At 46.6% G+C, this 24,604-nt stretch carries 24 protein-coding genes; 17 read left to right on the top strand and 7 right to left on the bottom strand.

Features of this window, described 5'->3' with window-relative positions; genetic code table 11:
- Positions 1-198: 198 nt before the first annotated feature.
- Positions 199-852 (bottom strand): RDD family protein, encoded by a 654-nt coding sequence (locus tag WH46_RS21490; protein ID WP_052714331.1) that lies wholly within the window; start codon positions 850-852, stop codon positions 199-201.
- Positions 853-1,385: 533 nt separating this feature from the next.
- Between WH46_RS21490 and WH46_RS21485 the strand changes: the two genes are divergently transcribed.
- Together WH46_RS21485 and WH46_RS21480 are read left to right on the top strand one after the other, a co-directional pair.
- Entirely contained in the window at positions 1,386-1,607 is a 222-nt protein-coding gene (locus tag WH46_RS21485) for a hypothetical protein (protein ID WP_046228293.1), read from the top strand.
- A 514-nt stretch (positions 1,608-2,121) separates the two neighbouring features.
- Positions 2,122-3,315 carry an amidase domain-containing protein gene (locus WH46_RS21480; RefSeq protein WP_052714330.1) on the top strand — a complete coding sequence of 398 codons (1,194 nt, stop codon included), beginning with the start codon at positions 2,122-2,124 and terminating at the stop codon, positions 3,313-3,315.
- A 180-nt stretch (positions 3,316-3,495) separates the two neighbouring features.
- Here WH46_RS21480 and WH46_RS21475 read toward each other — a convergent pair whose 3' ends face one another.
- The 4 genes from WH46_RS21475 to WH46_RS21460 all read right to left on the bottom strand — a co-directional run bounded on the left by WH46_RS21475 (position 3,496) and on the right by WH46_RS21460 (position 7,711).
- Positions 3,496-4,695, bottom strand: coding sequence for an MFS transporter (locus WH46_RS21475; protein ID WP_156172329.1), 1,200 nt, complete (start codon positions 4,693-4,695; stop codon positions 3,496-3,498).
- A 74-nt stretch (positions 4,696-4,769) separates the two neighbouring features.
- Positions 4,770-5,801, bottom strand: coding sequence for an ROK family protein (locus WH46_RS21470; RefSeq protein WP_082208485.1), 1,032 nt, complete (start codon positions 5,799-5,801; stop codon positions 4,770-4,772).
- Positions 5,802-6,162: 361 nt separating this feature from the next.
- Complete coding sequence (locus WH46_RS21465) at positions 6,163-7,104, bottom strand: aldo/keto reductase (RefSeq protein WP_046228291.1); 942 nt, start codon at positions 7,102-7,104, stop codon at positions 6,163-6,165.
- Between the two features lie 226 nt (positions 7,105-7,330).
- Entirely contained in the window at positions 7,331-7,711 is a 381-nt protein-coding gene (locus WH46_RS21460; protein ID WP_046228290.1) for a MerR family transcriptional regulator, read from the bottom strand.
- Positions 7,712-7,924: 213 nt separating this feature from the next.
- Here WH46_RS21460 and WH46_RS21455 point away from each other — a divergent pair, with 213 nt between their 5' ends.
- From WH46_RS21455 to WH46_RS21415, 9 genes are all read left to right on the top strand, one after another.
- Positions 7,925-8,626 carry a hypothetical protein gene (locus WH46_RS21455; protein WP_046228289.1) on the top strand — a complete coding sequence of 234 codons (702 nt, stop codon included), beginning with the start codon at positions 7,925-7,927 and terminating at the stop codon, positions 8,624-8,626.
- 195 nt (positions 8,627-8,821) lie between these two features.
- Complete coding sequence (locus tag WH46_RS21450) at positions 8,822-9,241, top strand: hypothetical protein (RefSeq protein ID WP_017815668.1); 420 nt, start codon at positions 8,822-8,824, stop codon at positions 9,239-9,241.
- A 14-nt stretch (positions 9,242-9,255) separates the two neighbouring features.
- Complete coding sequence (locus WH46_RS21445) at positions 9,256-9,606, top strand: hypothetical protein (protein ID WP_017815667.1); 351 nt, start codon at positions 9,256-9,258, stop codon at positions 9,604-9,606.
- A gap of 581 nt (positions 9,607-10,187) precedes the next feature.
- Positions 10,188-10,382 carry a PspC domain-containing protein gene (locus WH46_RS21440; protein WP_017815666.1) on the top strand — a complete coding sequence of 65 codons (195 nt, stop codon included), beginning with the start codon at positions 10,188-10,190 and terminating at the stop codon, positions 10,380-10,382.
- 587 nt (positions 10,383-10,969) lie between these two features.
- Complete coding sequence (gene nikA, locus WH46_RS21435; protein ID WP_046228288.1) at positions 10,970-12,481, top strand: nickel ABC transporter substrate-binding protein; 1,512 nt, start codon at positions 10,970-10,972, stop codon at positions 12,479-12,481.
- On the top strand, positions 12,481-13,425 hold the full coding sequence (gene nikB / locus WH46_RS21430) for a nickel ABC transporter permease (RefSeq protein ID WP_017815663.1): 945 nt from the start codon (positions 12,481-12,483) through the stop codon (positions 13,423-13,425). Before nikA ends, nikB begins: the two co-directional genes overlap by 1 nt.
- Positions 13,425-14,276 (top strand): nickel transporter permease, encoded by an 852-nt coding sequence (gene nikC / locus WH46_RS21425; RefSeq protein ID WP_046228287.1) that lies wholly within the window; start codon positions 13,425-13,427, stop codon positions 14,274-14,276. The genes nikB and nikC overlap by 1 nt, the downstream gene beginning before the upstream one ends.
- Positions 14,273-15,082 carry an ABC transporter ATP-binding protein gene (locus WH46_RS21420; RefSeq protein WP_046228286.1) on the top strand — a complete coding sequence of 270 codons (810 nt, stop codon included), beginning with the start codon at positions 14,273-14,275 and terminating at the stop codon, positions 15,080-15,082. The genes nikC and WH46_RS21420 overlap by 4 nt, the downstream gene beginning before the upstream one ends.
- Positions 15,079-15,840, top strand: a complete 762-nt coding sequence (locus WH46_RS21415) for an ABC transporter ATP-binding protein (RefSeq protein WP_017815660.1) — start codon at positions 15,079-15,081, stop codon at positions 15,838-15,840. The genes WH46_RS21420 and WH46_RS21415 overlap by 4 nt, the downstream gene beginning before the upstream one ends.
- Before the next feature lie 106 nt (positions 15,841-15,946).
- Here WH46_RS21415 and WH46_RS21410 read toward each other — a convergent pair whose 3' ends face one another.
- Together WH46_RS21410 and WH46_RS21405 are read right to left on the bottom strand one after the other, a co-directional pair.
- Positions 15,947-16,783 carry an ATP-grasp domain-containing protein gene (locus WH46_RS21410; RefSeq protein WP_046228285.1) on the bottom strand — a complete coding sequence of 279 codons (837 nt, stop codon included), beginning with the start codon at positions 16,781-16,783 and terminating at the stop codon, positions 15,947-15,949.
- A gap of 32 nt (positions 16,784-16,815) precedes the next feature.
- Positions 16,816-17,376 (bottom strand): helix-turn-helix domain-containing protein, encoded by a 561-nt coding sequence (locus tag WH46_RS21405; protein ID WP_046228284.1) that lies wholly within the window; start codon positions 17,374-17,376, stop codon positions 16,816-16,818.
- A gap of 297 nt (positions 17,377-17,673) precedes the next feature.
- Between WH46_RS21405 and WH46_RS21400 the strand changes: the two genes are divergently transcribed.
- The 6 genes from WH46_RS21400 (at position 17,674) to WH46_RS21375 (ending at position 24,566) form a co-directional block, all read left to right on the top strand.
- The gene (locus WH46_RS21400; protein ID WP_082208487.1) at positions 17,674-18,327 is read left to right on the top strand and encodes an AzlC family ABC transporter permease; all 654 of its coding nucleotides are present in this window, start codon (positions 17,674-17,676) and stop codon (positions 18,325-18,327) included.
- Positions 18,324-18,662 (top strand): AzlD domain-containing protein, encoded by a 339-nt coding sequence (locus tag WH46_RS21395; RefSeq protein ID WP_046228283.1) that lies wholly within the window; start codon positions 18,324-18,326, stop codon positions 18,660-18,662. The genes WH46_RS21400 and WH46_RS21395 overlap by 4 nt, the downstream gene beginning before the upstream one ends.
- A gap of 233 nt (positions 18,663-18,895) precedes the next feature.
- A complete protein-coding gene (locus WH46_RS21390; protein WP_046228282.1) occupies positions 18,896-20,440 on the top strand; it encodes a response regulator in 1,545 nt (514 codons plus the stop codon).
- The gene (locus WH46_RS21385) at positions 20,437-22,191 is read left to right on the top strand and encodes a sensor histidine kinase (RefSeq protein WP_046228281.1); all 1,755 of its coding nucleotides are present in this window, start codon (positions 20,437-20,439) and stop codon (positions 22,189-22,191) included. Before WH46_RS21390 ends, WH46_RS21385 begins: the two co-directional genes overlap by 4 nt.
- Before the next feature lie 132 nt (positions 22,192-22,323).
- Positions 22,324-23,637 (top strand): ABC transporter substrate-binding protein, encoded by a 1,314-nt coding sequence (locus tag WH46_RS21380; RefSeq protein WP_046228280.1) that lies wholly within the window; start codon positions 22,324-22,326, stop codon positions 23,635-23,637.
- Between the two features lie 104 nt (positions 23,638-23,741).
- On the top strand, positions 23,742-24,566 hold the full coding sequence (locus WH46_RS21375) for a carbohydrate ABC transporter permease (protein ID WP_046228316.1): 825 nt from the start codon (positions 23,742-23,744) through the stop codon (positions 24,564-24,566).
- Positions 24,567-24,604: the final 38 nt, after the last annotated feature.

Below are 24,604 nucleotides of genomic sequence, written 5' to 3'. Positions count from 1 at the left end.
TTTTTCTTTATTGTACACAAAAAGACCCTACAAGATGACTTTTTTTCAAAGTGTCCATCTTGTAGGGTACAGTTTAGATAGGGCTACCTCTTTTTTTATATGCTGTCCGTTATGTATGGCGGAGAGCCTTTATGGATAATCTGGTTAGAATAAAGGATTCAGTTGTTGTGCTGATACAATATTTATACGATTGAATATTTAAAGCAAGGTATGTTTTACAGCCTGATGGGCATTGAATTCTTTGAGTTGCTGTTCATATTTCAGCTTCTGTTGTTGAAGCTGGGGAAGAGCACGTTTGTTCACCACATAGGTACTCGCGATTATATCGTGTAGTCCCTGTTTACGACCAGTCCAGCCTGCCATCATATAACCGATACAGAGAGTGAGTCCACTTAGCCATTTTGACCAATAGCGTCCGGTAGCTTTACCAAAACGCAGTGGACGATATTGCTGGTCTACTACTACAATACCAACAGCCATTTTGCCTATGGTTGCCTGATATTTGGATTTTTCAAACAAGCTGAAATACAACCATGGAAAGATCATTCGCATAAAAAAGGTAATAAGTGAAGAAGCAATAACAAATATAACTTGCCCAGTCGAAGGTGGGCTGTACGATTCGGCATACGAATAGCTAGTATCCATATAACCAGTCAAATTACCGATTAGACTGATCACACGTACAATAATAAAAAAGATGATAAAATAAATAATTCCATCAATGCATGTTGCGAGAAACCTTTTCCAGAAGCCTGCGTGAATTTCTTTTTGTTCTTGCGCATTGTTATTACCACGCACTGTCTGTTCATAAATCTGATTTGCTGCACTAGTAGCAGGGTGTTCATTCATCATAGCTGATGTTCCTCCACAATCTTTTCGTTATAGTTCATCTTCTTTAGCTGGTTTGCATAGATATGCAAAGCCGATTGTTCGAAACATCGTAGTGAAGCTTCCTAAATATTGGTCTGTATTCATCGTTAGCTATATGTATAAGACATTCATATTCTAAAACAACCGGCTGTACGAAAGACTAAAATAGATGCTTCGTTAGTTTAATGCCATCTGTGTCAAAATCGTACGGTATTTCCTCCTTTCTCCAAAATAGTATTGTATATCATTTGGAAAAAACTGAATATTCAACTATTGACTTATATTATTGTAAAGTAACTTATATAATGTGGGTCAAGAGTACTGAATTTATGATAATTAATTACATTTAGGAGCAAAATAAAGTGAAAACTGATTGTATAGTCGGAGATAGAAGGGAGTTTTTGACAAATACAGAGTTATCTTCATATCGAAAACATACCAATTGACTATTCCACCATATGGGAATAATGCATTATGCTAGTTAAGCAGTTAAATAATTATTCAAGGGTGATTGTATGTATGATGTGAAGATTGTATTTACGGGGAATACCGAGCTGTATATTCAGGGGGTTAATGACAAGCAGGTTGCCCAGTTAAAAGAAGCTGTAGAACGGGGCGATAATTTCTACTACCAGAATTACCATCTGAAGTGCGCAAATATCGCTTATTATCACTTGACTGAAGCTCCGCAGCGCAAGCCAAGCACCAATCCCAATGAATACTTTTATTTCAATTAATCGATAGAGTAATGTCACTTTCACTGCAAAAATATAGTTGGACGTACATAGACAGAGGATAACGGCATAAATAATCTAGAGTACAGACTAACGAGGAATAGGCCATCAACCTGATCAGGAATGGTCTATTTTTATATTCGTAATTTAAGAATACGTACAGTTCAAAACAATCGAAGGCAATGGAATCTATATAATAGGATTAGAATGATCCTAGATACTAAATATAGAGCTTTAATTTTAGAATGAATAATCTAGGATATAGTTTTAATAAAAGGCTCTAATCATTATTATAAAAATCTTCTTGTAAAATTAAATGTGAAAAATAGTCTGATCGAACGTTTTATGGATTAATAGTATACGTCTTATTAATCAATAATCTATTCAATACTATTTTCTAGAAGGATTTCGACTTAAAAATACAAAAAAAGCAATTCTGCTCTAGTAAATTTGTCTTGTTTACAATATTTGAGTATATGTTATCTTTTTTAGTATTAAATAAAAGGAGGAACATTATTTGGATATTAAAAAACAAGTTGTTCAATTTGTAGCTCTTGGAATGTCATTTTTTCTTTTTTCTAGTATTTCAAATGCTACAGCTGACCTGAATCCTGTTGAAATTGATGTACCTACAGCCCAGGCCAATTATCTTGATTATTTAAATGACATAAAGGATGGGAAAATTAAATTACCAATTAAAAAACTAGAAGAGATAGATATTAGTAGAGAAGAAGTTTTAAAAAAATACGACCACGCAATCAAAATGGTCAATAATTATATGAAAGATAATCAAATACTTATCAAAAATGATATTGATAATGCTGATTACCAAATGTTTGTTATTAGTCTAGGAGTTACTTTGGATCAGTTTCCTTCTTCAGATCAAGACTCTATACTAAAATATGTTAAATTTATGGATCGATATGAAAATGAAAGAAAAAATAAGATGATTGAAAGTTATGAGAAAAAATTATCATCAAATGAAATTTCTACAAATGAAATTGTTGATTTAATTGAATTGATGCCAGTAGCTGATCCTGAAAAAGCTACTATGCCATCTACGGCAAACGAGGTTATAGAAAATCAAAAAAATCTGCTTGATCATGAGAATTCAGTAGAACAGTCTGTTTACAAAGATTCCACAGCACAATTAATATCTCCATCAGCTTATTCTAATGGTTATAGTTCAATCAAAGCTCGCGATTATGCGTATAAGTGGTGGGATGGAAGAAACCCATCATATTCTTATTATGCAAAATCAAACAAATGTTCTATTGGCTCTAAAGAATGTTGGAAAAAGTGGAATGATTGCACTAACTTTGTTTCTCAAGCGCTATTAGCCGGAGGTATGGAAGAGTGGACTGGTTTAGTAAATCGAAGTACATCATGGTATTATGCTGATAGTCTGATTAATGCACCTTCTCATAGCTGGGGTGGAGCAAATAGTTTTTATAAATTTTGGTCGATAAGATCAAAAACTGCTCCAACTGCTTCAAAAGCTGCTATGGGCGATCCTATAAATGCCGATTTTGACGGTGATGGGGATATAAATCATACTGCTTTGATCACATTGCTTAAAGATGGTCATTTTTATGTAACACAACATACAGGAGATAAGAAAAATGCACCTCTTAGTAGTTGGTACTCTTCAGGATATAAAGTTTATATTTGGAAAATGGATCAAGCAATTCAAAGCCAAATACCGAGCTAAAAAGAAGGGAAAAGCCTTAATAGGTTTTTCCCTTCTTTTTTGACTTATTTACTTATTATAAAGTATGGATATATTCTTTATGCGTAAGATCATATTTAGAAATTATCACTTGTTGTCAAAAATGAAATTGAATTTCTTAATATAAACGAGAGAAGTGCCAGCATGATAATTATCTAAAGATTAAATCAGTTCCTGTCTTCTTTTCAAATATCCGAATAATATAATCCCGGATATTGCACAGATTGCAGCGCAAAGTCCGATGAATCCATAGCCTGCCTGCAGTCCGCGCAGTAGTCCAATCGAGGTGCCAGCGCCGTAGGCATTTTTGACTCCATCAATAACCCAGCCGATCACATAGTTCCCGATCACGCTGCCAACGCCCATCCAGGTTACGACAAACGTAATCGCTGTATCGCTGCCATTGGGATAACGGCGTGCGATAAATGCCATAACCGTCGGATAGATCATCGCAATACCGGCTCCCGACAGGGCAAACAGAAAAGCGACACGTTCTCCGCCGGCAATCGCGACAAATGTACACACCGCCGAGAAGGCAGAGAATACAATCAGGGACAGTACGAATCCGATACGGTCGGTCAGTGGACCCAGCAGCAGCCGTCCCAGAGAGAACATAAGGAAGAAACCGGACAACAGTCCGGAGGCTTTTACCGTGTCCCAGGCATATGCTTTTTCCAGAAAATTGACGAGCCAGCCGCCGACTGCCAGCTCCGATACTACGCCAAAGGACAGGATCAGAACCATTAGCCACAGCGCAGGATCACGGGTCAGTGTTTTCATGGAAATGCGGTCTTCATGCGGTAAATCATCACCGGGAAAATGACTGCGCAGCGCAAACACGATCGGCAGCAGACACAGGGACAGCATCACCAGATACATGCCGCGCCAGTCCAGCTCGTGACCGAATACCGACAGGGACATAACGCCGGTTGCCAGCAGCGGGGCCACCGTAGAGCTGAGCCCATAGAAGAAATGGGACAGATTCATCATGGTTCCGGTGTTTTTGACGAAGATTCGTGCGCCGAGAATCGCCAGTGCAATCTCCAGCATCCCGTTGCCAATATACATAAAGAAATACGATGAAGCGAACAGCGGATAGGTATGGGACAGATAGATAAATACGCCGGACAAGACCATGGAGCCAAAGGCGATAATACTGGCAGCCTTGATGCCCCATAGACGTACCAGAATAGCGGTAAACGAACAGGCAATCAGATAACCGAGCGCATTGAGTGACAGCAATGTACCCAGCTGCTGTTCATCCAGATTGAAATCGAACTGGATACGGGGAATCGCCGGGCCTTTGATATTTTCCGAGATACCGAACACGATAAAGCCGATAAAAATAGTCGCCAGCTGCATCGCATAGATTCGGTTAAATTTGCGTTCAGGTGCATTCACAATAATAGTCCTCCAGAATGGGTAAAATAGGGCAATTAATTTCGCTCAATCAGCTGAATGTGGTAGGTCAGGCTTTCCAGTGTCATGGTGATCAGTCCGGTCAGATATTCACGCCGGGTATCCTGCTGGACCAGCAGCTGCGGCATATGTTCGGGCGGAATCTGCTTCCGGCAGTCCTGTTCGATCTGCTCCAGCATAGAGGGTGCGATGGCGCTACCGGTAATGACAAGGGCAGCCGGGTTGATAATCGTAATAATCGAGACGATGGTATGAACGACCAGTGCATGAACGCCTTCGGACGTATGCAGCTGCCTCAGCTGTTCTTCCCGGCTGATGCCGAATGGCAGATAGGATACCTCGCCGCTGAAAAAGCTGTTACCGCTAAGCAAACGTCCACCAATAATAAAACCTGCCCCGGCATAGTGATTCTCTGGGAATGTCAACACGGCAAAATTACTGTCTTCTTGATAGTTTTGCTCATGATACAGTCCGTATACCGTCAGATTCATATCATTCTGGATAATGACCTGCAGACCCTCGTAACGCTGCTGCAAAATCTGTACCAGCGGCTGTCCCGCCAGTTCGGCAACATCACAAATACCGATCTGTCCATTATGGGCAACACCAGGGATCCCGATACCGACTGCCTGTACATTATGATACCGGGCGAGCAGATCATCCAGCAGCTGCTCAATAACAGGTATATTGATTACTTCATATTCTCTGGTATACTGCTCCAGAATCTCTCCGTTCAGATTGGCACGGGCATGGGTGATCGAGTGGATGCCGCTCTCTGTGCGGATAATAAGGCCAATCAGACTGGCATAGTCGGCATTGAACTGATATCGACTGGCAGGGCGTCCACCGCTCGACTCGTCAGGTCCAAGATCGAGAATTTCGCCGGTCTGCACCAGTTCATTAAGAATAGTGCCACAGGTAGCCACACTCAGCCGGGTCAGACTGGCGATAGACGCTTTGGTTCCTGTGCCGGTCGTACGAAGTGTATTTTTAACCAGCTCAATATTGATTTTCTTAACCTGCTGGGTACTATGGGATAACGGTCGCATGAGGGAACAGGCTCCTTTTCTATACTTTTTAAAATAGATTTAATAAGTTGGTCGATAGTAGTCTAACGGTATGTATCTGGAAAAGCAACCCCTACAAGAAATGAACCTTTCTGTTATACAAGTGCTGGATCATGAGTATGGAAGAAGATCGGAAAATAATAGAGAAAGAAGAGAAAAGAAAAGGAATAAACATTTGTTTGTTAAAATAGTGGGGGTGTGCCAGCGAAAGATCTTGTGAAAATGAAAAAGCGAGGGTACTGGAGGAACCAGCCTTCGCTTGGGCTATACGTATTATTGCATTCTCATTTGTAACATAAACTCAAAACACCCATCGCGATCGAATGAGCAGATATACTGCTACTTACCGACTCAGCATATCCAGCTGATCCATATCACTAACGGACAATACAACATCAAGCGTTCTCATATTACTAGCCAGTTGATCCGGACGGGTAGCACCCGGAATAATCAGATCTACACCAGGACGGTTAAGCAGCCAGGCGAGGGCCAGCTGTGGGAGAGATATTTGCTTGTCGGAAGCCAGCGATTTCAGCGCATCTACCCGCTCCAGATTAGCAAGATAGGCTTCTCTCTGGAACATCGGATTATTCATCCGGGACACATCATGAAAAGTCTGTTCTCTCGTATAATGTCCGGCGAGCAGCCCCGAAGCCAGCGGATAAATAGGAATAACCGAGATGGTATGCTCTAGACAGTAGGGAATCAGCTGCTGCTCGGCCTGTCGGTTCAGCAGGGAATATTCGGTCTGGAATACATCCATATATCCATCCGCATTAAAATCTTGTAACTCTGCCATATTTAGATTGGATGCGCCAATCGCACGAATTTTACCTTCCTGTCGGAGTCGGTCAAGCTCGCCTGCCGACTCATGCAGCGGTGTATCAGAATTGGGGAAATGGACAAAAAATAGATCCAGGTGATCGGTCTGCAGCCGTCTCAGACTGTCTTCTACCGATTGTCTTAGTGCTGTCGGACGATTATCTACCTGAATTCCAGTCGCGGTCATCTGGATATTGGCAGATGCCTTGGTAGAGAGTATCAGCTGCTCGCGCTTACCAAAAGCACGAATGGCCTCACCGATCAGCTCTTCCGAACGTCCCATACCATAGAGAAAAGCAGTGTCGATCAGCTGAATATCTTGCTGTAATACCGCGTCTATTAATGTACGTCCCATCTCTTCGGTGACATGCGGATACATCATAGTGTTACCGACTACACCTGCCCCGAATCCCATCCGGTTAATCTCAATTCCTGTCTTGCCAATCTCTGCTTTTGTATTCATCATATGGCTCCTCTGCTATTGAAAATGATAGCGGCGAACAGCTGCGTGTGTACCCTTGTAGATAGCTGTGTGCTGCCGATTATCATCCTACAACCTTGTCCACACACGAGGTCAACCCCTGGCCCAGTCCATATATAAAATGCTATAGTCGCTGCCAGTATAACATGATCAAACCTACAGACTCATACATACCAATTTGCTCATAGCGAACAGTAAGATCAATTGCTCAGTTCGAAGCAGGCTTAAAGGCGAGATTTTCGCCACTATTCAACTTGTGTTCGATCATATCCCATATCTGCTGCAGATGTTCCTGCTGCTGCTTGATTCGCTCCTGGTAGCTGCGCAGCAATTGTTCTGTCTTTGGCTGCATGGCTTCTTCACGACTCTGGTGAAGAGCGACAAAAGGACGCATTTCCTCCAGGGACATATTGGCTTTTTTTAGGCATTGGATCAGCAGTAATCTCTCTTTATCGGCGGGGCTGTAAATACGGTGACCATTAGCTTTGCGCTGAATGGCTGATAGTAGACCGATTTTCTCGTAGTAGCGCAATGCATCTTCCGTGGTTTCACATTGTTCCATTATTTCTTTCATCGTGTATAGACTCATGGCTGGACCCCTTATTTTCAACTGGATATGCAATCCGGCATAAGCATAGCAATAGACAACTAGAGGGAAAGGGTTCGTTCGTTAACGTCAAAGTAATCGGTTGCTCAGTATGTATGCTTATTAGCATTTCTTTATTTGGTAAAAGGTGGATAATGGAGCGGGCATATGTCATGATGGTTAGATACATAATTGAAAGCTAAGGAGAACAACGCAATGAAAATCTATACGATCACGATAGTCATAGTACTGCTGCTGTGTGTATGTGCAGCCGATGCGAATGCAGTTCGATTGAACCGGGATACGGCTTCAGATCCCCTTTCCGGTTCTACAGGTTATGGGGAGCGTCTGCCTGTACCCGGCGAAAAGTCACTGGAAGCCCTGATTGCAAAGAAAATCTGGAAATTATACAAAATAGACATACCAGACCGTGATATCCATGTGGTAGAGCGTCAGGATACTGGCCAAGCGACAGCAGCCAGTTACAGCCTAACGTATCAAAAGGTTCCTTATGCCGGCCTGATCATCGGTTATCGAAGCAATTATAAATGGTATGAACTTAGTATGGATATAATGAAAGTATACCGGGATATGAGGGTACAGATCGCTGACTCGGGAGGTGCTGCTTCACTGCCCAATCAGTATCAGGAAGGTCTTGCATTTCGCAGTGTGTATGGATATGTCCATGATCCCAATATCCGTCAGATTCGGATTGAATACCGGGGTGGCCTGGTGTCTACACTGCAATTGGCGCAGGGGCAGACCATCTACATGGACAGCAGAATCGAACCGGAACAACGGGATAAGCAAGACGAACAAGACCAGCAGCACCAGCAGGCTGAGCAATTGTCACGGATTACGATGTACAGTGCCAATGGAAGCGTACTGTACGAACGGGATTACTCGCCTGTTAGTTAAGCCGCAATACACGTAGAAAATAATTTTTTTTTTTAATATAAAACCTTTTTGAAGGTTTGCCGTAATATAGAAAGTCAGGAAAATCAAATTAGTCAAAAAGACGCTAGATTTTCCTTCTTTTTGATTGAATGGGTAATGTTTGTACTTTATAATCAAAGTGATTCAATACTATGTAAACCAATGGGGGATATGCCAATGCTTGTAGGTAAAGGCGCAGTACGCGAGATGTCCAATGACATCGATAAAGTAATTAGAGAAATCGACCAAATCACACAATCCAAAATTGACCGTGTAGCCGATAAAATCGACTCCGAGTTGAATTCTTGCGGACGTGAACTGACTAACGCCGCTGCTACACTGTCTCAAATCAAACCGCTGATGGATCGTCTGGTTGCGCAGGTTGGACAAAATGCACCTGACCATGTACAGATTCTGGTTACATCTATCGCACAGGAAGTAATGTCCAAAGTTATTGCTGCTGGAGGCAATGTCGATGAAGTACAGAAAAATATCAAAGACGTCGACAAACTGACTGACGAGATCGATAACCTGACGGATGAGATTGATAAGCTGACCAACAAGATTGATGAGATCACTGACAAATACCAGAAATAAGGAGGCTTATCTCCATGAATGACTATACACCACCGGTAGGTGGACAGCCCAACTACATATCCGGGTGGGGCAATCAGAAAGCCAAGGAAACGGCTCTCAAAATTGACCATATTGCGGATAAAGCCAAATTTGGTATCGAGATCTTGGGCTCCGGTTTGATCGGTATTGATGCGATTGAGAAAGAACTAATTGAACTCTCGCATGCTCCGAACCCGCCATCCCAGGAACAGATTCGTTCGATTGCCCACCGTCTGGATTCACACCAGAAGCAGATTCAGCAAGCATTGGATCGCATCCGTGACATGATGACAGATATTGACAAAGCAACAGACGCCATTCAGAATTCACCACGTACCAGCTGGTAAATCGCAGCAACCGGCTTTAGCCTGGCCAGCAACCTACACTGAAAAAGACGCATATCCCATATGCGTCTTTTTTGTGCTCTATTGGTGATTTACTAGTGTTCTACTTTGGCTGATAAATCCGGTTATTTTCGTTTGCGTGTGAAGACTCCCGCAGCCATCAGGAGCAGTACGAATACAACGATCCATAGTAGTGTCATATGATATTCACCTCTAGTGTCTATTACCCCGATCATTCTAGATTTTCACCAATCGACTGACCGACTTATCTCTACAAATCGCTTCTGCATCTGCTGATTATTTCTTTTGTTGCTACTGTCATATTGCAGCTATATGGACGAGCTCATCCCTATTATATTTGGAGAAATTCAGCGTTCATTTCGTACAAGATCACTACAGGTCCAGCTGCATCCCCGACCAAAGTCCAAGCTGCAAAACAGCCGCAGGACGGTTTGAAAGGCTCCTGTATTCCTATATCCTAAAAGTATCACATATATCAACGAGACAGCGTACAGGTATAACTACAGAAGAGTACGCTCTACTGTAGACATAATTATTATATTTTATAGAGGAGAGTATGGAAAATGAACAAATTATATCGTTCCAACAATGACAGGATGATGACAGGGCTGCTGGGTGGATTCGGGGAAATTCTGGGGATGAGCTCCACGTTTCTGAGATTGCTGTTTGTAATTAGCGTATTTCTGACCGGAGGTACATCCATAATATTTTACTTTATCGCAGCGCTGCTGATTCCGCGGGAAAGACATATGTACTAAGAAAAAACACATCGGGCACGAGGGCAATAGCATCATGGTGCCGCCCCTTTATCCATAGGATCGGACGGCGAGCAAGCAAGATGAGACGTATGTATAATAGTCATGCAGGCAACAATTGGATATAGGGTTATCAAACATAAAACGATGGATCATTCGTATTGTATATACAGAATGATCCATCGTTTTGCGTTTGTATCTGAATTAAAAGGGAAGGGTCATTTATTCAAAAGTAGGGACACGCTATCCATCTCATACAGATTTATATAAAAATAAATTCACAAATTATATAAAAAGATATGAATATAAATTCATTTTATTCGATAAATTCACTTTTTTTGGTTGATAAATAGTAATCATTACGATAAGATGAAAAGCAATGTGAAATCGTAATGATTACTAAATAGAGACATATAGCGGGGGGAACAATTGTGAATAAGACAGGTACAACCAACAGGGGGAACCAACCTATACAGACTTCAGGACAGCAAAATAATAAATATACTTCTACATATGCGACAGGTTGTTCCAAACCAGACCACTCATCATATGAATGGAGAAATGGTAAAGGGAAGAGAAGCAAATACCTAATGGGATTGGCGGTACTACTGCTTGCCGTTATGATGCTGGGAGCCTGCTCTTCTCCTTCTTCAAGCGCCAAGGAACAAGGCAAGCATGTGAGCTTCCTCTATAACTTCTCTACCAACTCGCTTGATCCGCATGTTGATTCCAGCTATGTACCAATTCGTGCAGGAATTACGGAGACACTGGTGCGTCTGGACGAAGATAATCTGACTGTGGCACCATGGCTCGCGGAGAGCTGGGAAGGTACGGATGGACAGAACTGGAAGATCCATTTGCGGGATGATGTAACTTTTCATAATGGCAAGCCTCTGACAGGAGACTCGGTTAAAGCTTCATTGGAGCGCGCTATGACAGAGAGTGTCGCTGTCAAAAATGCACTCAAAATTAAAAGCATTCAGGCAGATGGGAATACCCTTCAGATTGTCACGAACCAGCCTTTTCCGGAATTTATCTCGGAACTGGTCAATCCCAATACTTCGATTATCGATGTGACCGAGACGGATATAGTGAACAATCCTGTCGGTACAGGGCCTTTCCAGCTCGCTTCGTTCACACCCGGCAGCAAGCTGGAAGTCAAACGGTATGACAGTTATTGGGATGGAGCATCTCCTCTGGATGGAGTGACCTTTGCCTTTAACGAGGATGCCAATGCCCGTTCGCTGGCACTACGCTCCGGACAGGTCGATATCGTGTACCGTCCTGAAGTGGAGAGTCTGGATACACTGGATGCCGAGCCGGGTATCAAGGTTGAATCGACATCGACTTTCCGGGTGCATCAGTTGACGATGAATATGGAGCGTCCGGCTCTGCAGGATGTTAATGTACGCCGGGCAATGGATGCATTGATTGATCGGCAGAAGATTGTAGATACGATTCTGCTGGGACATGGAGAAGCAGCAACCGGACCTTTTCTGCCGTCACTGCCATTTGCACCTACCTATGAACCGTCTTCCATGGGAGCAGACGCAGCAGTAGACTATCTTCAACAGGCAGGCTATTCGCTGGTCAACGGTCAGATGCAAAAGGATGGCAAGCCGCTGCAGCTAACCCTGCTGACTTATCCGGCACGAGCCGATCTGCCGCTGATTGCCCAGGTATTCCAGTCGGATGCCAAGAAAATCGGCGTTGAAGTGGAGATTCGCCAGATCGATACACCGGAAGATTATATGGCTGCCAATCGGGATTGGGATCTGGCAACCTACAGTAATCTGACTGCACCGCGTGGGGATGCAGGCTACTATCTGAATGCAACCTATCATCCGGATGGCGCACTGAATTTTAGTGGAGCAGAAGACCCTAAGCTGACGGCTATTATCGACCAATTGAACCGGACGGTGCAGCCGGAGAAACGGGCTGTGCTGGCTGAAAAGGCTGCTGATTATGTACACGAGAATGTGATTAATTCCTTTGTTCTGCATCCGTCGACCATCGTAGCGTATAACGAAGAAAAAGTGAAAAACTGGGTCACGACGCGCAGTGAATACTATATGATTACCAACAAGCTGGATGTGATGTAATGGGCCGGATTCTGATCCGCAAATTTTTGGAGACTTTTGGATTTGTATTATTTATTACCTTTATCAGCTTTCTGTTTATCCGTATGGCACCGGGCGATCCGGTGCTGACGATTCTGAATGTGGATGAATTGTCCGTCAGTCAGGAGCAGGTGGAGGCATTAAGAGAAGAGATGGGATTCAATCAGCCATTGCTCGTTCAATACGGGCAGTGGCTGCTGGATTTCGTACGGCTGGATTTTGGACAGTCTTATGTGACCGGTCAGCCGGTAATGAAGATGATTATGGGCGGACTGCCAGCGACATTGGAACTGACAGGCGGCGCACTGGTCATCATGCTGCTGATTGCTCTGCCGCTCGGCTCGCTGTCCGCACTATATCGGAACAGCTGGATCGATCAGGTGAGCCGGCTGCTATCGATTATAGGAGCGGCGATACCGAGTTTCTGGCTCGGGTTGATCCTGATTGATCTGTTCGGCGTACGGTTGGGCTGGCTGCCGACCATGGGACGGGATGGATGGATCTCGCTGCTGTTGCCTTCGTTGACATTGGGACTGGCTATTTCCAGCGTGTATGTACGACTACTGCGTTCGAGTCTGCTGGATTCGCTGGGCCAGGAATTTGTACGGGCTGCACGCGCAAGAGGATACAGTGAAGCACGTATTTTCTGGGTACATGCTCTGCGTCATAGTCTGCCGCCTGTTATTACGGTATTTGGTGTCAGTCTGGGCAGTCTGATCGGTGGAGTCGTAGTCGTGGAAGTACTGTTTGCCTATCCGGGTATCGGCAAACTGGTCGTGGATTCAATCCGGCAGCGGGATTATCCGCTGATTCAGGGGTATATCCTGGTCATGGCCGCACTGGTATTTGTCGTGAACACACTGGTGGATCTGTCCTATCGCTACCTTAACCCCGAGATGAAGCTCAAAGAAAGGAAGGCCGGCTGATGAGAGAATTATCTACTCCTGCGATACCCAAGCGCAGCAAACACAGCTGGCAGGGAATTATCGCATTTCTGTTTGTTTTAATTACGGTTATGGCTTCGATCTATGCCTTTGGGTGGCTGAAATATGATCCCAATACGACCGATCTTGGAGATCGTCTGCAGGAGATCAGTATGCTGCATCCGCTGGGTACGGATCATTTGGGCCGCGATGTGCTGACACGACTGCTGCTCGGGGGACAGCAGACGCTCGGTTACAGTCTGCTCGCACTCGGAGCGGCGCTGTTGATCGGGATTCCATTTGGACTCATTTCGGGATATAGCCGCGGCTGGATCGACCGGATCTTTATGCGGATTGCGGATGGATTTTTGTCTTTTCCCGATACGATTGTAGCGATCGTACTGAGCGGATTACTCGGTGCAGGAATCGGCAATCTGGTACTGGCGATCGTCATCGTCAAATGGGTAAACTACGCCCGGCTGGTACGCAGTACTGTGCTGTCCGAAGCCCAAAAGGATTACGTACAGATTGCACGTACCAACGGATTATCTCCAGCACGAATTATGCGCAGGCATTTGCTGCCGCATGTGATCGGTCATGTGCTCGTACTGGCGAGTCTCGATCTGGGTAAAATTATTTTGCTGATTTCGGCATTCTCCTATATTGGACTGGGTGCACAGCCACCGACACCGGAATGGGGAGCGATGCTCAATGATTCTCGACCTTATTTCCAGTCGCGACCGGAGCTGATGATTTATCCGGGTCTGGCGATTGTATCGGTAGTGCTGTTGGCGAATATGCTGGGCGATTATTTACGGGATCGTTTTGACGTGAAAAGGGAGGTGCAGTCATGATTCTGTCGATGGAACAGGTGACTATCCGCAGCAGGGAGAAGACGATCGTCGATGGCGTCTCCCTGACCGTACATGAAGGAGAATGGTTCGCGCTGGTCGGTCAGAGTGGCAGCGGCAAAAGTCTGCTCTCCCAGGCAGCTGGACGGATGCTGCCTCCGAATCTGCAGATGGAAGGACGAATCAAGCTGCATGGACAGGATCTGCTGAGTCTGTCCGCCCGGCAGATGCGTGATATCCGGGGACGCAAACTGGCCTATGTGTTTCAGGATTATCAGGGTTCATTTACACCATTTCGTACGATTGGACAGCATCTGGATGAGTACCAGAAGGTACACGGTATTACTCCGGCTGCTATACGCAAACAGCAGGGCATGGAGGCACTGGAGTCGGTCGGATTGGACCCGGAGCTGTACCGAAGGTATCCTTTTCAATTAAGCGGTGGCCAGCTGCAGCGGGTATCGATTGCGATGGCGTTAATGCTCTCTCCGGATGTGCTGATTGCCGACGAAGTGACCACTGCACTGGACAGTGTCTCCGGGCACCGGATTCTGGAACTGCTGGCACAGAAGCAGCGTGAGACCGGATGTGCGATTCTGTTTATCACTCACGATTGGCGTCATGTTCGCCAGTATGCGAGTCGCCTGGCGGTTATGCAGGAAGGGCGGATCGTCGAGACCGGCGGCAAGCACCGGATTCTGGATCATCCTCAGCATCCATATACCCGTCAGCTGATTCAGGCGGCACCGACACTGCGGAAGCCGGGTAATCTGCTGCCATCGGGATTACAGGAGGTGACGGGACAATGAGTCTGCTGCAGGTTAATCGATTGAACAAATCCTATGCACCGGATAAGCGTGTGCTTCATGAAGTTTCTTTTGCTATTGAACCGGGAGAATGTGTGGGGCTGGTTGGAGAGAGCGGATGCGGCAAAAGCACGCTCGCCCGCTGTCTGCTGCGGATGGAATCGACAGATAGTGGCTCCATTATATTGGACGGACAATCTATCGAACAGATGAATGACCGTCAGTTGTATCCTCATCGGAAAAAGATCCAGATCGTTTTCCAGAATCCGTCGGCAGCGCTGAATCCCAAGCTCAGGATTCGTGACTCCCTGCTTGATCCTTACCGGCAGTATCGCAAGGAACTGAGCTTGCAGCATTTTCAGCCTTCATCCGAACAGCATCTGACCCGTCAGCTGCTGGAAGCGGTAGAGCTGACAGATACACTTGCTGATCGGTATCCGCATGAACTGAGCGGCGGACAGCGTCAACGAGTAACGATTGCCCGTGCGATCAGTATCGAGCCGCAGCTGGTCGTACTGGATGAGCCGACGGCCAGTCTGGATGTGATCTCCCAGGGAGCGGTGCTGCAGCTGCTGACCAGGCTGCGTACCGAGCTGAACCTGTCCTATCTGTTTATTTCCCATGATCTGGCGGCTGTTCATCAGATGAGCCAGCGAATCATGGTGATGAAGGATGGTCAGCTGGTGGATCAGTTCCCGCAGGCAGCCTTGTTTGCGGAAGAGCGGCATGCGTATACGAGAGAATTGATCTCCATTTTCTGAATAAAGCTATAGAAGAAGATACATGTAAATAGACTCAGCTGATCCTATATCGCAATGATCAGCTGAGTCTATTTATATAGGAGTATTGCCGATGGAGTTGGTTTGGTTATGCTCTGATCGCCTGCTCAAGAGATTGTACCATCCGGCTGATAAAGCGGCGGGAATAATTTACCGGGATATCCAGCAGGGACAGATACGGATTCAGATCTTCCAGTTCCACGAGCAGCAGCTCTCCGCTGGCTGTCCGGCAGGCGTCGACTCGCTGGATACCACACATGATATGATTCCACCGGATAAACTGCTCGGCAAAAGCAAAATCGGCCGGCTGTGGATCATATAGCTCCAGCTTCCAGCGCTGCTGCGGATCGGGAGCATGCAGGGCATACTGGAATTCATGATCAATATAATAAAAGGAAACCTCATATTCAAACGGAATATACGGCTGGATAAGCATCCGCTGGCTGCAAGCAGCGAGTGTCTGGTGCAGCCGATCGGCAGGTACCCGCTGCACCCCATGCGAATCGGCACCATTGAATGGCTTAATGATATATTCGGTACTATCCGGAAGCCGATGCAGCTGATCAATATGATCAATAGTAGGAATCACCGGGTAGTCTGCAGCAGTCAGTTCCAGCAGATAGGCTTTACCATTCATATCGGCACGACCATCCAGACTGTTATACGTTCTCAACTGCAGCTTTCGAATCCGATCTCGAAATGTCTCGTATTGATCCTGATAGGGTGCGACCGGTCCGGCATTACGAAATACGATCAGATCGACGGCACCTTCAAAAGGTTCGGTATCTTCGGGATGACAGAGGATAATCCGAAAATACTGCCGCAGATGCGAAGTTAGAAAAAGATCTTCCTCGTAATAATTGCGGCCCTTGGCTTCATAATACAAATCGGTAACCCATAACAGGGTATACGGACGCCATTCCATAACTACCACCTACTTTCGACAAAGTAAAACCGCTATTGCAGTGTATCATCCGGATAATGCATCATCATAAAAAAGCTGGCTTTTTCTGCCGTAGGATTGGAGTAGCCATGCAGATGCGTACCGGAGAATTGCAGTGCATCCCCTTCGGTCAGTTCATACTGCTCTCCCTTGAGATCGACGGTCATGGATCCCTGTTTGACGATCAGATACTCTTCACCGGGATGTGTTTTGGGTTCGTGTACACAGCCGGGCAGTAGCTCCACGATATACAGTTCAAACCTTTTTTCCGGATGATAAGGGAAAAAGGGATATACCCGATACTTGTCGTCACTGTCCATAATCATATTCACTTCATTCATATTGACGCGGCGTACAAGCACCTCCTCTTCCTTGAGAAAAGTAGTAAAAGATACCTGGAGACCGTTGGCGATTTTCCATAGGGTACTGATCGTTGGATTGGATTTCTCATTCTCGATCTGTGCCAGCATCGCCTTGCTCACACCGGTCAATTCCGATGTCTGATCCAGCGTCAGATTTTTGCTTTTGCGGATGCGTGCCAGATTTTTGGCAATTACACTTTGGATAGGTTCCATCATTTTCTCCTCAGCTATTGTTTAATATAACAGAATAATGTATGTTATATTAGAAAATTGTATACTATAATAAACTTTAGTTCATTTTAGCATACAAGAATAACAATGAGCCAGCGAGGAGTGGATAGCTTGTCCAATGTTCAGACGGTGCATCAACATTCAGGATGCAATAATGAAAATCACGGGAAAGTACAGATCGAACAGTCTGGATATTCCCTTCAGCCTCCGGAAGAACCCAGCTGTGATGAAGCAGAGGAGCACAAAGAGGCGACCTTTGCAGACGGAGTCAAAGACGGCATTCCTACACTGCTTGGATATATCAGTATTGGTCTGGCTGCAGGCATCGTAGGTGTGGCTTCGCATCTGAGTGTACTGGAGATGGGGATCATGTCGTTACTCGTGTATGCAGGAGCAGCGCAATTTATTATTTGCGGAATGCTGGCTGTACATGCACCTGCATCTGCTATTATCCTGACTACGTTCATTGTGAATTTGCGTAATTTTCTGCTCAGTGCAACGCTGGCTCCGCATTTTACCCGTTATTCGCTGCTTCGGAATATAGGGATTGGACTGCTGGTTACCGATGAATCATTCGGCGTAGCTGCGAGCCGGATCGCCCAGGGCAAGCCACTGAATGATCACTGGATGAACGGGCTGAATCTGATTGCTTATTTCAGCTGGGTCGTCTCCTGTGTAGTAGGCGCATTGTTTGGCAGCTGGATCGCCGATCCGGAGCAATTTGGCATGGATTATGCACTGACAGCAATGTTCGTCGCACTGCTCGTCCTGCAGCTGGGCCATTTGGTCCCTGCCAAGCTGAAACATTATTTACGATTGATGGTCTATATGGTGATCGCTATGCTGCTGCTGTCATTGATCGTATCGTCACAGCTGGCGGTGATTATTGCTACTGTCATCGTAGCGACAATTGGGGTGGTGACCGAGAAATGAGTATGCAATGGACGACATTAATGATCATTATTGGCTGTGCGCTGGTGACGATGACACCTCGGGTGATTCCTTTCCTGGTAGTACGGAATCTGAATCTGCCTGCACCGGTACTCAAGTGGCTATCCTATATTCCAGTCTGTATTTTGACAGCTCTGGTCGTAGATAATTTCCTGATCCAGGAGGGACATTCCCTGCACATCGACTGGAAGGTCATTATTGTACTTATTCCTACCTTTTTGATTGCGATCAAGACCCGTAGCCTGTCTATTACCGTAATCGCAGGAGTCGTGATGATGGCCGCTGTACGTTACTTTTTCTCGGTATTCTTCTCATAAGCAAACAAGAATAGATCGCTCTGTAACGATTAACCTTCAGCCTGATGGACATCCATCAGGTTTTTCTGTGCCAACTCTTCGGCTATTGCCAAATGAATCTGCCCGGCCCTACAATGGCTAACATATACTAGCTTGATGCATCCTCTACGAATACAACTACAAAATGTATAATCCGATCATCAGATATTCACTATTTTGTAAGCGTTAACAAATGAAGAGGAGGAGAAAAATTTATGCTGCGAGCCGCTATTTTTGACGATGAATATATTGTACTGCAAGGGTTAAAACGAATGATCGACTGGTCACGTTATGGTGTGGAGCTGGCTGGAACTGCGGATAATGGACATACTGCACTGGAAGTAGTTCGAAGCCATCAGCCGGATATCATCCTGACAGATATTCGTATGCCCGGGATGGATGGACTACAGCTGATCGAAGCGGTCATGCAAGAAAAGCCGGATACAGTATGCATTGTGTTCAGCGGCTTCAATGAATTCGAATATGTACGCCGGGCAATCGGACTGGGCGTAATCGATTATCTGGAAAAGCCGATTACCATCGATAAAATCGAAGCCACGATGAAAAAAACAATGGAACGAATCGAAAAGGAGCAGCAGTTCGGCGTCATGAAGCAGCGCTATGAAGCAAGCCGTAGAGATCTGCTGGAAAAGGCAGTACTCGACCTGTTGTTCGTCGGAGTTGCTGCGGAAAACAAGCTGTACCAACAGCTGGGATTGCAGGCACAAGAGATTGCTGGTGTAACCGTGATTGTCCTGTATGGCAAAAGTACTCCTGCTATAGACCATCCGTGCTGCCGAGTCGTGCAGGTATCCACTGCGGAGGAGCAGCTTCTGGTCTTGTTTCATCTTGGGATTCTTGGCGAAAATGCTGATGTGGACCTGCATCAAACCGAGCCCATATGGGAGTACCTGCTTACGCTGGAAGAGACAGAGCAATCGGTCTACGCCTCCGGCCGAACCTATTCATCGCTGGCGGATGCTGCGCGAAGCTGGCGAGAAGCGCGCAAAGCGCTCCGTTATGCCTGTTTTTTCGCGGAGACCGGGTGGGTGCGGTTTGAGGATGTAGGCGAGGAGAAGGAAGATCACCCGGAGCTGTCCGAGTGGGAGGAGGCGCTTGTCTTTTCCCTGCGCGCCTGTGATCAGGAGGGACTGCGGCATTCGCTGGATGCGTTCGAGCAGTGGACCGGTACAGCGCGTCTGACGCCTGAGCGGGTAGAGCAGGAGATGCTCAAGCTGCTCTTTCTCGGGGCAGATGTGCTGAGAGAGACCGGAGAAGATGCCAGCCAGGCGCTGCCGTCGATGCGGATACTCTATCAGGAACTGAATACCCTGGATACGCTGGAAAGTATGTTCGGCTGGTGCCGCAGCCGGATGGAAAAGCTGCTGCATGTGATGGAAGCTGTTCGCGGACCGAGCAAGCATAATGCAGTTCGGCAGGCGACGGTCTATATGGAGCAGCACTATGGACAAAGCCTTTCCCTGCCGGAAGTGGCAGAACATGTAGGGATGAATGCCAACTATTTCAGTCTGCTGTTCAAGGAAGAAATGGGGATTTCCTATATCAAATATTTGACCAGAATCCGCATGGAACACGCGAAGCGGCTGTTGATCGAAGGAATGCGTGTCCACGAAGCCAGCGAGAAGACCGGGTATTACAATCATCGTCATTTTGGTGAAGTGTTCAAGCGGACATTCGGCATGACTCCCGGACAATACCGTGAATCCCACGGGCGTGGTCAGACAAGAGGAGAACCATGAAGAATCTGCTTGAGCGACTGCTGCCGCTGTTTCGTTTTCGCCGTATCCGTACCCGTTTTCTGGTAGCAATGATTGTGCTGGCTGTACCTTCGCTTATGCTGCTCGGATTCATTTCCTCGAATATTACCAAGAATATGATCACTGATATTAATAGCCGCAATAATCTGGGTCATCTCCAGACCTCCAGTGAAGTGGCGGACCTGCTATTTCGCAACATACAGAATCTGCATCTATCGATTGTAACGAACGATGCGGTCAGTGCGAATCTGCGCCGCAGTAATGCTCGGCCCCTGATTCCGCCGACATCCTCGGGTGAGCTTGGAGATGAGGCAACCAGCAATCTGCAGCAGATTCTGGGGGACCGGATTGTGGATACGAGGTATATTCGCTCTATCTGCCTGTTCGATCTGAAGTTCCGTGTATCCTGTATCGGACGTTCGGATGATACCGGACAATATGAGACTACCGGACGCTCCACGATTGCCTACACGGCCTGGTACAAGCGGGCGTATGAAGCTCAGGGGAAAGTGCTGTATTTTCCGGCAGATGTGTTTGGGGAGACCAACCGTTCCTTTTCTACGGTCAAGCTGGTACGGGATGAATCGGTCGTGACCGGCAAGCCGATTGGTCTGCTCGTGATCAATATCGACAAGCAGCTGTTCGGTAATGTATTTCAGAGCAGCGGACCGTATGAGCGCTTCCTCGCGCTGGATGCCCAAAAGGATGGCGTTGCGACCGTCTACAACAGTAGCAATGATCCGGTGACTACGTCCTATACAAGCAATCTGTCCGATCGGATCGCCGGGTATGAACAAGATGGGTATCTGATCAGCCGTTACACAAATATGACAACCGGCTGGACTTTCCTGCATCTCGTACAGCGTCATGCTTTGCTGGAGCAGTCCAATCAGATTGCCTATGCGACGATTGGTATTGCAGCGATGATGGGATTGATCGCCATACTGCTATCGTATTTTATTTCCGGTAGTATTACCCGTCCACTGCTGCAGCTCAAAAAGCTGATGCTGGATTGGACACAGGGTACCCTGCAGCTGCCTGATCGGTTCGCCCGTGATGAGGTGGGCACCATCGGCGAGACATTCAAACGGATCGTTATCGAAAATGAAGAGCTGAACCGCCGGTTGATCCAGACCGAGATCAAGGAAAAAGAAGCCGAGCTGCGTGCGCTTCAAGCGCAGATCAAGCCGCACTTTCTGTACAATACGCTGGACTCGATCTACTGGATGGCGACACTGGAAAATAATCACGAAGTCGCCCGGATGGCGGTCAGTCTGTCGGAGACATTCAAGCTGAGCCTGAACAAAGGCAAGGAGTCGATCACTGTCTATCAGGAGCTCAAGCATATCGAGCATTATCTGAATATACAGAATATTCGCTTCAATAATCGATTTATCTATGTCGAACAGGTCGAAGAGACGGTCAAAGGTATGGAAGTGATGAAGCTGCTGCTCCAACCATTAGTGGAGAATGCGATCTATCACGGTCTGGAACCCAAGGTAGGACCAGGTACGATTACCCTGACCGGAACGTATCATGACCAGCAGCTGGTTTTTACTGTCGCAGATGATGGTGTAGGTATGGAAGATATCAGCTGTATCACCCATGGATATGGATTATGCAATGTACTGGAACGGATGAAACTGGCCTATGGACCAGAGAGTGTACTGGAGGTGCGGAGTGAAGTAAACCGGGGCACGATGATTACGCTGCGTTTTCGTCCAGGGTACTAAAACATGAAAAAAACAGACATGAATCCAATAAATGAAGCGCTTACATATTATCTTGTCCCCTTTTACAATAATCATATCAGGGAGTACATACTCCATGAGTACATCACATTACAGGAATCAGGGGGTTATGAGATGAGTAAGCGTGGAATCAGGTATATGGCCGGCTTGATCAGCCTATTGATGATGACCGGAATGCTGGCTGCCTGCGGCAATGGCGGGAGCGGGGACACCGGTGGCGCATCAGGCACCAATCTGACACTGTTAACCGATAATTCGCAGGATGCTGTCAATGTAGCCGATGCACTCAAAGCTGCCTATGAAAAGAAAAATCCGGGCGTTACCGTTGAAGTCGAGACGCGGCCAGGTGGCAGCGAAGGTGATAATCTGGTCAAAACAAGGCTCGCGACAGGCGATATGACCGACGTGTTCTTTTACAATTCGGGTTCCCTGATGACAGTACTATCGCCGGAAGCGAATATGGAAGATCTGACCGGAGAGGCTTTTCAAGCCAATATATCCGATGATTTCAAAAGTACGGTATCCATGAATGGCAAAGTATACGGTGCACCGGTAGGCGCTACGATGAGCGGCGGCTGGTTCTATAACAAGAAAATCTACAAAGACCTTGGATTATCGGTTCCCAAAACATGGGATGAGCTGATGGCCAACAATGAGAAAATCAAAGCTGCAGGCATTACACCAGTGATCGGAACGATGAAAGACAGCTGGACTGCACAGGTTATTTTGCTGGCGGATCAGTACAATGTAGCCCAGGCAGCGCCGAATTTTGCCAAGGACTTCACGGCACATCAAGCGACGTTTGCCGGCACGCCTGCAGCGCTGCGGAGTTTTGAGAAACTTCAGCAAGTATTCGACAAAGGTTACTGGAACAAAGACTTTCTCGCTGCCACTTATGATAATGGCATCAAGATGCTGGCAGAAGGTAAAGGTGCCCAGTACCCGATGCTGTCTTTTGCACTGCCGGTGATCCAGCAGAACTTCCCGGATCAGGTCGATAATATCGGATTCTTCGCCCAGCCTGGTGATAGTGCAGACAAAAACGGACTGACCGTATGGATGCCGGGTGCCGCCTATGTATACAAAAACGGCAGCAATGTGGAAGCAGCCAAGAAATTTGTCGCTTTTATCGCTTCCAAAGAGGGAGCCGCTGCTATCGCTACTGTCTCTACACCGACCGGACCGTATCCGGTCAAGGATGCACAGATGCCGGACAATATACCGTCGGCTGTTAAGGATATGCTGCCGTATTTTGATCAGAACAAGACTTCGCTTGCGCTGGAGTTTGTCTCTCCGATCAAAGGACCGGGTCTGCCGCAGATTGCTGTTGAAGTAGGTGCCGGGATCAAGAAAGCACCGGAAGGAGCAGCCTCCTACGATCAGGATGTCGAGAAGCAGGCCAAGCAGATGGGACTGGAAGGCTGGTAAGCTGCTGCCCATTTACTAAGCGCTAATCGTCATTACGACCAGCAGGAACAGGAGGGATTCTGGTGAACCGGGTATTCAGACGTACGTATTCATACTGGTTTCTTATGCCGGCAGCAGTGATTTACTTTGTTATCTTTTTGCTGCCGACAGTGATGTCGTTTTTCTTCAGCTTCACCCGCTGGACCCTGGCAGATTGGGAATTTATCGGACTGGATAACTTTGTGATGTTTTTCCAGGAGCAGTCACTGCGGATTGGATTTCAGAATACGCTGATCTACGCGGTTGTCACCTGTGGTCTCAAAGTCATCCTGGGGCTGCTGCTGGGGGTACTGCTCACGTCCCGGCTGCGTACACGCAATTATCTGCGTTCGGTTATATTCTTCCCGACCCTGATCAGTACGATTGCAGTCGGTATTGCGTTCAGCATGATGATGCATCCTACGCAGGGAATTATTAATACTGCGCTTGGCTGGGCAGGGCTGCCCGGACTGGACTGGCTCGGAGATACACGGGTTGCTCTGCTGTCGATCGCACTGGTGGATGTCTGGAAAGGGGTGGGGTTTGCTACAGTGATCTATATTTCTGGCATCCTGTCGATCCCGCCCGACTACTATGAAGCACTGCAAATTGACGGCGGCGGTGCATGGCACAAGTTCTGGAATATTATCGTTCCGCTGAGTCGTCCGGCGACCAACTCGGTTATTATTCTGTCCTTTATTGGCGGTCTGCGCTCTTTTGATCTGGTATGGGCGATGACCCAGGGTGGACCCGGATTCACAACGGATGTCATTGCCTCGATTATCTACAAACAGTATCAGGGTGGATTCTATGGACTTGCTACAGCGGGCAATGTCATTCTGTTCGTTATCGTGACGGTGCTAGCTTTTCCATTATACCGGTATCTGAACAAGAGAGAGGTGGATCTATGAGTACGATCAAGTCATCGGAGCATATCGCCGGTCACGCA

The organism is Paenibacillus dauci, from assembly GCF_000971985.1.
Taxonomy (GTDB): domain Bacteria; phylum Bacillota; class Bacilli; order Paenibacillales; family Paenibacillaceae; genus Saccharibacillus; species Saccharibacillus dauci.
This window is presented reverse-complemented; position numbering and strand designations above follow the sequence as displayed.

Bases quoted from the DNA above. Each gene is read 5' to 3' on its own strand.
- WH46_RS21490 (WP_052714331.1), bottom strand. From the start codon at position 852: ATGATGAATGAACACCCTGCTACTAGTGCAGCAAATCAGATTTATGAA.
- WH46_RS21485 (WP_046228293.1), top strand. From the start codon at position 1,386: ATGTATGATGTGAAGATTGTATTTACGGGGAATACCGAGCTGTATATT.
- WH46_RS21475 (WP_156172329.1), bottom strand. From the start codon at position 4,695: ATGCAGCTGGCGACTATTTTTATCGGCTTTATCGTGTTCGGTATCTCG.
- WH46_RS21470 (WP_082208485.1), bottom strand. From the start codon at position 5,801: ATGCGACCGTTATCCCATAGTACCCAGCAGGTTAAGAAAATCAATATT.
- WH46_RS21465 (WP_046228291.1), bottom strand. From the start codon at position 7,104: ATGAATACAAAAGCAGAGATTGGCAAGACAGGAATTGAGATTAACCGG.
- WH46_RS21460 (WP_046228290.1), bottom strand. From the start codon at position 7,711: ATGAGTCTATACACGATGAAAGAAATAATGGAACAATGTGAAACCACG.
- WH46_RS21455 (WP_046228289.1), top strand. From the start codon at position 7,925: ATGAAAATCTATACGATCACGATAGTCATAGTACTGCTGCTGTGTGTA.
- WH46_RS21450 (WP_017815668.1), top strand. From the start codon at position 8,822: ATGCTTGTAGGTAAAGGCGCAGTACGCGAGATGTCCAATGACATCGAT.
- WH46_RS21445 (WP_017815667.1), top strand. From the start codon at position 9,256: ATGAATGACTATACACCACCGGTAGGTGGACAGCCCAACTACATATCC.
- WH46_RS21440 (WP_017815666.1), top strand. From the start codon at position 10,188: ATGAACAAATTATATCGTTCCAACAATGACAGGATGATGACAGGGCTG.
- nikA (WP_046228288.1), top strand. From the start codon at position 10,970: ATGGGATTGGCGGTACTACTGCTTGCCGTTATGATGCTGGGAGCCTGC.
- nikB (WP_017815663.1), top strand. From the start codon at position 12,481: ATGGGCCGGATTCTGATCCGCAAATTTTTGGAGACTTTTGGATTTGTA.
- nikC (WP_046228287.1), top strand. From the start codon at position 13,425: ATGAGAGAATTATCTACTCCTGCGATACCCAAGCGCAGCAAACACAGC.
- WH46_RS21420 (WP_046228286.1), top strand. From the start codon at position 14,273: ATGATTCTGTCGATGGAACAGGTGACTATCCGCAGCAGGGAGAAGACG.
- WH46_RS21415 (WP_017815660.1), top strand. From the start codon at position 15,079: ATGAGTCTGCTGCAGGTTAATCGATTGAACAAATCCTATGCACCGGAT.
- WH46_RS21410 (WP_046228285.1), bottom strand. From the start codon at position 16,783: ATGGAATGGCGTCCGTATACCCTGTTATGGGTTACCGATTTGTATTAT.
- WH46_RS21405 (WP_046228284.1), bottom strand. From the start codon at position 17,376: ATGGAACCTATCCAAAGTGTAATTGCCAAAAATCTGGCACGCATCCGC.
- WH46_RS21395 (WP_046228283.1), top strand. From the start codon at position 18,324: ATGAGTATGCAATGGACGACATTAATGATCATTATTGGCTGTGCGCTG.
- WH46_RS21390 (WP_046228282.1), top strand. From the start codon at position 18,896: ATGCTGCGAGCCGCTATTTTTGACGATGAATATATTGTACTGCAAGGG.
- WH46_RS21385 (WP_046228281.1), top strand. From the start codon at position 20,437: ATGAAGAATCTGCTTGAGCGACTGCTGCCGCTGTTTCGTTTTCGCCGT.
- WH46_RS21380 (WP_046228280.1), top strand. From the start codon at position 22,324: ATGAGTAAGCGTGGAATCAGGTATATGGCCGGCTTGATCAGCCTATTG.
- WH46_RS21375 (WP_046228316.1), top strand. From the start codon at position 23,742: ATGCCGGCAGCAGTGATTTACTTTGTTATCTTTTTGCTGCCGACAGTG.